This is a genomic window from Pseudomonas sp. 18.1.10, from assembly GCF_024655625.1.
Classification (GTDB): Bacteria; Pseudomonadota; Gammaproteobacteria; order Pseudomonadales; family Pseudomonadaceae; genus Aquipseudomonas.
In genome coordinates, this window is the sequence record NZ_JANLGL010000275.1 from 1 (window position 1) to 6,161 (window position 6,161).

Below are 6,161 nucleotides of genomic sequence, written 5' to 3' on the forward strand. Positions count from 1 at the left end.
AGTGAATAAATCTTTGACTGATACACCGCATTCGCGAGCAAGCCCGCTCCCACACAAACCCACTCCCACAGTGGGTTCGGTGTATAGCTTACAAACCTTTCAAGTCCCGCTCTTCGATCGGCCGGCTCTGGCGCAAACGCTTGCCGCCCAACACCACCCAATCGATCAGCCGGAACAGGCATTCCAACCCGAACGACAACAGCATCGCCCCGCCCAACCCCCAGCCCATGGCCTCTGGCGTCAGCAGGATCTGGTAGCTGTAGCCGTTCCAGGTCTCCTGGCGGATATCCGGGTCAGCCGCCACCGCCACTTGCAGCACGCGGATGTACCACGGCCCTTGCATCGCCTGGAATTGCTTGTCCAACGCCACCTGGCGATCAAGCATCGCGCCCAGGCTGTTGGCGTCGCTCTGGAACACCGGGTCGTCACTGGCGCGGTAATGCGCGACCAGGGCCTGCAGGTCACCCTTGAAGAACTGCTGCGCGGTGGTTTCAAACCCACGCAAGCCGGTCTGGGCTTCGATCAAATGAGCTTCGACGCGCTTGGCGTAGTCGCTGATAAACCCCGGCACCTGTACGCCGACCAACAAACCGATGGCAAACAACACCAACCGCAGATAGCTGAGCAACATGGTCGATATCCCTACTCAGTAATGCCCTGGCTAACGCATTCACCGCGTCGCCACAGGCTCCATTGGCCCGGCTCGTAGCGGGTCCAGTTTTCGTTGTCGGTGAGTGGTTCGGTGGCGATCACCGTGACCACGTCATTGGGCGTGGTTTCGGCCTGAAAATCGACGATCACGTCGACATCTTTCAAGCGTGCCGGGCCAAACGGCGCGCGACGAGTGATTTGCGCCAGCTTGGTCGAGCAGTAGCAAAACAGCCAGTCGCCGTCGCTGAGCAGGCAATTGAACACACCTTTGCTGCGGTATTCGGCGCAGGCGGCGATCAGGTCGGGCAGCACCTGCTCGATGTCCACCGGCTCGGGGAAGGCTTCGCGCACGCGGTTGAGCAGGTCGCAGAAGGCCGCTTCGCTGTCGGTGTCGCCCACGGGCCGATAGAAGGTCGCGCGCGGGTTGAAGTCCGCCAGTTGGCCGTTGTGGGCGAAACACCAGTTGCGCCCCCACAGCTCACGCACAAACGGGTGAGTGTTGGACAGGCACACCTTGCCCACGTTGGCCTGGCGGATATGGCCAATCACCACTTCACTTTTGATCGGATAACGCTGCACCAGCAGCGCGACTTCCGACTCACTGCTCGCCGCCGGGTCCTGGAACAGACGCAGGCCACGGCCTTCATAGAAGGCAATGCCCCAACCGTCGCGATGGGGGCCAGTGCGGCCACCGCGCTGCATCAGCCCGGTAAAGCTGAACACGATGTCGGTGGGGACGTTGGCACTCATGCCCAATAATTCACACATGCCAGGGCTCTCGCTACAACGTTAAAGGCGCGGTTCGACGCGCATGCCGCTCACAGGTGCCGGGCGGCGGAAAGGTTCGTCATCCTCCTCGGCCGGCTCGGCGGCCAAGGCGGCATCGGTGGCGGCCTGGCGCTCGCGGCGGGCCTTGGCGGCGCGCTCGATGGGCCAGCGAATCAGCACGATCACCAGGTACACGGCAAAGGCGATCATCGTGTACATGAACAAGTCGGAAATGGCCCGCCAGGCGTTGTTGCCGACCTTGAGCACCAGGTCCAGCGCGGTGATGGCCACGGCTGGCGCGAACTGGGTCTTGACCGGGTCGACGATGGTCGGGCTGAACAGCAGCACCGCCATCAGCAATTGCAGCGGCTCGCGCAACCAGCGCCAGATCCAGCGGGTCATGCGCCACCACACCAACAGGCAGCCCAAAGCGGCGAAGGCGTAAAGGCCCCAAGCGGTCAGATAGTCGTTCTCGGTCATGGTGTCCATGGCAAGGCTGGCAAAGAGGCGGCTATGATAACGGCTTTTGCGTGTCGCGGCTGCAAAGCCTGCCACCGTCCGCCAGATAGAGAATAATCCATGCCTACATCGCCCGCTCCGATTGCCCGCAAGGCCCCAGGCCAGGACCCTTACGCCTGGTTGCAGGGACGCGACAGCCCTGAAGTGCTCGATTACCTCAAGGCCGAAAACGCCTACCAGGAAGCCCAGCTCGCCGACCAGCAGGCCCTGCGTGAAACCCTGTTCGAAGAGATCAAGGGCCGCATCCTCGAAACCGATCTGTCCCTGCCTTCACCGTGGGGCCCGTACCTGTATTACACACGCACCACCGCCGGCGACGAATACGCCCGCCACTACCGCTGCCGCCGCCCGGCGGACGACAGCAACCAGGTGGATGACAGCAGCGAAGAGCTGTTGCTGGACCCGAACGTGCTGGCCAACGGCGGCTTTTTCTCCCTGGGCGCGTTCAGCATCAGCCCCGACCACCAGCGCCTGGCCTACAGCCTGGATACCAGCGGTGAAGAGATTTTCACCCTGTACGTGAAGGAATTGGCCAGCGGCAAGGTCAGCGAACTGGCGTTCGAGAACTGCGACGGCAGCATGACCTGGGCCAATGACAGCCTGACCCTGTTCTTTGGCGAACTGGACGACACCCACCGCCCGCACAAGCTGTATCGCTATCGCCTGGACGGCACGGCGGCGCAGGAAGTGTTCCACGAGCCCGACGGACGTTTCTTCCTGCATTGCTACCGTTCCAGCTCCGAACGCCAGTTGCTGCTGGCCCTGGGCAGCAAGACCACCAGCGAAATCTGGGCCCTCGACGCCGAACAGCCACACCTCGATTTCACCTGCCTGGCACCCCGGGTCGAAGACCATGAATACGATGTCGACCACGGCCAATTGAATGGCGCCTGGACCTGGTTTATCCGCAGCAACCGCGATGGCATCAACTACGCCCTGTTCACCGCGACCGACATTGGCGACGTGCCGACCGAGGCCGAGTGGCAGAACCTGATCCCCCACAGCGATGAGGTGATGCTCGACGGCGTGAGCCTCAACGCCAAGGCCATGACCCTGAGCCTGCGCATCGGTGGCCTGCCGGTGATCGAAGTGCATCCAGAGGGCCTGCCTGCCTATCGCGTGGAATTGCCCGACGCCGCCTACAGCCTCTACGTACAAAACAGCTTGGAATTTCCCAGCGATAAGATCCGCCTGCGCTACGAAGCCCTGAACCGCCCGGCCCAGGTGCGTCAACTGGAACTGGCCAGTGGCGCGCAAGTCGTGCTCAAGGAAACCCCGGTACTGGGCGTGTTCAACGCCGACGACTACGTCAGCCAACGCCTGTGGGCGACGTCCGCCGACGGTACCCAGGTGCCCATCAGCCTGGTGGTCAAGCGTGACCAACTGGGCAAGCCGACACCGCTGTACCTGTACGGTTACGGCGCCTACGGTTCGAGCCTCGACCCGTGGTTCTCCCACGCGCGCCTGAGCCTGCTGGACCGCGGCGTCGCGTTTGCCATTGCCCACGTGCGCGGCGGCGGCGAGCTGGGTGAGGCCTGGTACCGCAACGGCAAGCAGGAACATAAACAGAATACCTTCAGCGACTTTATCGCCTGCGCCGAACACCTGATCGCCGAGGGCTTGACCACCTCCAAGCAATTGGCCATCAGCGGCGGCAGCGCCGGCGGCCTGTTGATCGGTGCGGTGCTCAACCAGCGCCCGGAGCTGTTCCAGGCGGCGATTGCCGAAGTGCCGTTCGTCGACGTGCTCAACACCATGCTCGACCCGGACCTGCCGCTGACCATCACCGAGTACGACGAATGGGGCAACCCGGAAGAACCTGAAGTGTACGAACGGATAAAGGCCTACGCGCCGTACGAAAACGTCCGCGCCCAGGCTTATCCGCACCTGCTGGTGATCGCCGGCTACAACGACAGCCGCGTGCAGTACTGGGAAGCGGCCAAGTGGGTGGCCAAGCTGCGCGATACCAAGACCGACGACAACCTGCTGCTGCTCAAGACCGAACTCGGCGCCGGCCACGGTGGCATGAGCGGGCGTTACCAGGGATTACGTGACGTAGCACTCGAATATGCATTTGTGTTCAAGGCGCTGGGGCTGATTTAGGAACTATGCGCGGCGGTCCTGTCTGAACACAGGACCGCCCTACACGATTGACGGACCAAGATTGCCGCTATGCCAGAACCGACCTTACTCAATAACGAAATCCGCGACATGCTGATGGACTGCGGCCTGTTCGATGCCCTGCTGCCGGAAGATTTTCATATCGCCGCCGGCTACTTCAACATCAGCAGCATGGCCCGGGACGAGGTGATCTTCCTCGAAGGCGATGCGGGCACCTTCATGTGCATCCTCCACAGCGGCCAGGTGGCGGTGCAGAAAGCCAACCCCAGTGGCCAGCGCGTGACCATCGCCACCCTGCGCAGCGGGCGGGCGTTTGGCGAAATGGCCGTGCTCGATGGCGAGCGGCGCTCCGCCAGTTGTGTGGCCGCTTCGGAGTGTGTGCTGTTGAACCTGGGCAAGGATTCCCTGGAAAAAATGCTCAACGACGCGCCCAGGGTCGCGGCGAAGATTATCCGCGCCATCGCCATTGCCCTGTCCAAACGCCTGCGCATGGCCGACGGGCAATTGCTGTCCCAGCAGTTTTAACCGCCCGGGGTCTTCGGTTTGCTGTCGTTCTGCTGCAAGCCGGGCACGGTCTGGTCTTTCGGCGGCGTCGGCAACACGATCGGCACCAGCGCGGGGGAACCGTTAGCCGTGGCCTTGGGCGCAATCGGCGGGGTGACCTGCGGGTACAACGTCGGCGTGGGCGTGCCCGGTGCGCCTGGGGTTGGCGCCGGTGCAACCGGCACGGTTTGCAACTCCTGAGCCTGCGCCGCACCCAATGTGAGCGCGCTCAACACAATGACCGTTAGAATGCTGCACTTCATCGATGGCTCCATGGCCTGACCGGAATGTCACAAGGCTACTCCCAACCGCGCAAGAATGCCCTTCCCAATGAGATTTCCATGAAACGTTTCGTTCTGCTGGACACCACCCCGATCCCCGACAACGGCGGTGCCTTGTGCCTGTTCGAATACGGCGAGGATTTTGTCATCAAGATCCAGGGCGGTGACGGCGGCCAATTGATGAACACGCGCATGCACGGCTCCGAAGACGCGCTGGCGGAAATCCCTTGCCGCAAGGTCGCCGGGCGCCCGGACTCACGGGTACTGATCGGCGGCCTGGGCATGGGTTTCACCCTGGCCTCGGCGCTCAAGCATCTGGGCAAGACCGCCGAAGTGGTGGTCGCCGAATTGGTGCCCGGCGTGGTGGAGTGGAACCGTGGCCCGCTGGGGGAAAAATCCGGCCGCCCGCTGCTGGACCCACGCACGGTGATCCGCATGGAAGACGTGGCCAAGGTGCTGCAAGCCGAACCCCAGGGGTTTGACGCGATCATGCTCGACGTCGACAACGGCCCCGAAGGCCTCACGCAAAAAGCCAACAGCTGGCTGTACTCCGCCGGTGGCCTCGCCGCCTGCGCCAAGGCCCTGCGGCCCAAGGGCGTGCTGGCGGTGTGGTCGGCCAGTGCCGACAAGCTGTTCAGCGACAAACTGCGCAAGGCCGGCTTCAAGGCCGAAGAAGTGCAGGTGTTCGCCCACGGCAACAAAGGCACCCGCCACACCATCTGGATTGCCGAAAAGCTCAAGGGCTAATTGCGCCGTGAACGGCTAGAATCAAGCGTATCCGTGACCACCAAAATATAGGAGCCATGATGAGCTCAACCAACCCGCCCTCCCACACCGCCAAGCTGGACCGCATCCTCGCCGATGCCCAGCGCGACCGGGAAATGGGCTATCGCGACAAAGCATTGAAGATGTACCCCCACGTGTGCGGCCGCTGCACCCGTGAGTTCTCCGGCAAGCGCTTGAGCGAACTGACCGTGCACCACCGCAACCATAACCATGATGACAACCCGCAGGATGGCTCCAACTGGGAGTTGCTGTGCCTGTATTGCCACGACAACGAACACTCGCGGTATACCGACCAGCAGTACTTCAGCGAAGGGTCGACCAGCAGCCCGACGATTGCCAAGGCCACGCATAACCCGTTTGCGGCGTTGGCGGGGCTGATGAAGAAGGACGACTGATAGTCCTGTGTTGTCGGTACGGGCCTCTTCGCGAGCAAGCCCGCTCCCACATTTGACTGTATTCACAAATAGATATCTGTGAACCCAATCCAATGTG

At 62.4% G+C, this 6,161-nt stretch carries 8 protein-coding genes; 4 read left to right on the top strand and 4 right to left on the bottom strand.

What is annotated here, in order from left to right; translation table 11 throughout:
- Positions 1 to 88: 88 nt before the first annotated feature.
- Genes NUV89_RS26690 through NUV89_RS26700 form a run of 3 tightly spaced genes read right to left on the bottom strand, consistent with a single transcriptional unit; the run spans position 89 to position 1,974 of the window.
- Entirely contained in the window at positions 89 to 631 is a 543-nt protein-coding gene (locus NUV89_RS26690; protein ID WP_257783676.1) for a DUF2937 family protein, read from the bottom strand.
- An 11-nt stretch (positions 632 to 642) separates the two neighbouring features.
- A complete protein-coding gene (locus NUV89_RS26695) occupies positions 643 to 1,419 on the bottom strand; it encodes a class II glutamine amidotransferase (RefSeq protein ID WP_026136743.1) in 777 nt (258 codons plus the stop codon).
- A gap of 21 nt (positions 1,420 to 1,440) precedes the next feature.
- A complete protein-coding gene (locus NUV89_RS26700) occupies positions 1,441 to 1,974 on the bottom strand; it encodes an MFS transporter (RefSeq protein WP_257783677.1) in 534 nt (177 codons plus the stop codon).
- 24 nt (positions 1,975 to 1,998) lie between these two features.
- Here NUV89_RS26700 and NUV89_RS26705 point away from each other — a divergent pair, with 24 nt between their 5' ends.
- Both NUV89_RS26705 and NUV89_RS26710 read left to right on the top strand, forming a co-directional pair.
- On the top strand, positions 1,999 to 4,041 hold the full coding sequence (locus NUV89_RS26705) for a S9 family peptidase (RefSeq protein WP_257783678.1): 2,043 nt from the start codon (positions 1,999 to 2,001) through the stop codon (positions 4,039 to 4,041).
- 69 nt (positions 4,042 to 4,110) lie between these two features.
- On the top strand, positions 4,111 to 4,584 hold the full coding sequence (locus NUV89_RS26710) for a cyclic nucleotide-binding domain-containing protein (protein ID WP_257783679.1): 474 nt from the start codon (positions 4,111 to 4,113) through the stop codon (positions 4,582 to 4,584).
- On the opposite strand, the gene NUV89_RS26715 is transcribed toward NUV89_RS26710, so the two are convergent.
- Positions 4,581 to 4,865 (bottom strand): hypothetical protein, encoded by a 285-nt coding sequence (locus NUV89_RS26715; RefSeq protein WP_124528012.1) that lies wholly within the window; start codon positions 4,863 to 4,865, stop codon positions 4,581 to 4,583. The two genes, NUV89_RS26710 and NUV89_RS26715, sit on opposite strands and share 4 nt — an antisense overlap.
- A gap of 78 nt (positions 4,866 to 4,943) precedes the next feature.
- Here NUV89_RS26715 and NUV89_RS26720 point away from each other — a divergent pair, with 78 nt between their 5' ends.
- A complete protein-coding gene (locus NUV89_RS26720) occupies positions 4,944 to 5,630 on the top strand; it encodes a spermidine synthase (RefSeq protein ID WP_032888736.1) in 687 nt (228 codons plus the stop codon).
- Positions 5,631 to 5,689: 59 nt separating this feature from the next.
- Positions 5,690 to 6,064 (top strand): YajD family HNH nuclease, encoded by a 375-nt coding sequence (locus tag NUV89_RS26725; RefSeq protein ID WP_017736286.1) that lies wholly within the window; start codon positions 5,690 to 5,692, stop codon positions 6,062 to 6,064.
- The last annotated feature ends 97 nt before the right edge of the window (positions 6,065 to 6,161 follow it).

Coding starts and splice junctions, on each gene's coding strand:
- NUV89_RS26710 (WP_257783679.1), top strand. CDS start 4,111: ATGCCAGAACCGACCTTACTCAATAACGAAATCCGCGACATGCTGATG.
- NUV89_RS26705 (WP_257783678.1), top strand. CDS start 1,999: ATGCCTACATCGCCCGCTCCGATTGCCCGCAAGGCCCCAGGCCAGGAC.
- NUV89_RS26690 (WP_257783676.1), bottom strand. CDS start 631: ATGTTGCTCAGCTATCTGCGGTTGGTGTTGTTTGCCATCGGTTTGTTG.
- NUV89_RS26720 (WP_032888736.1), top strand. CDS start 4,944: ATGAAACGTTTCGTTCTGCTGGACACCACCCCGATCCCCGACAACGGC.
- NUV89_RS26715 (WP_124528012.1), bottom strand. CDS start 4,865: ATGAAGTGCAGCATTCTAACGGTCATTGTGTTGAGCGCGCTCACATTG.
- NUV89_RS26725 (WP_017736286.1), top strand. CDS start 5,690: ATGAGCTCAACCAACCCGCCCTCCCACACCGCCAAGCTGGACCGCATC.
- NUV89_RS26695 (WP_026136743.1), bottom strand. CDS start 1,419: ATGTGTGAATTATTGGGCATGAGTGCCAACGTCCCCACCGACATCGTG.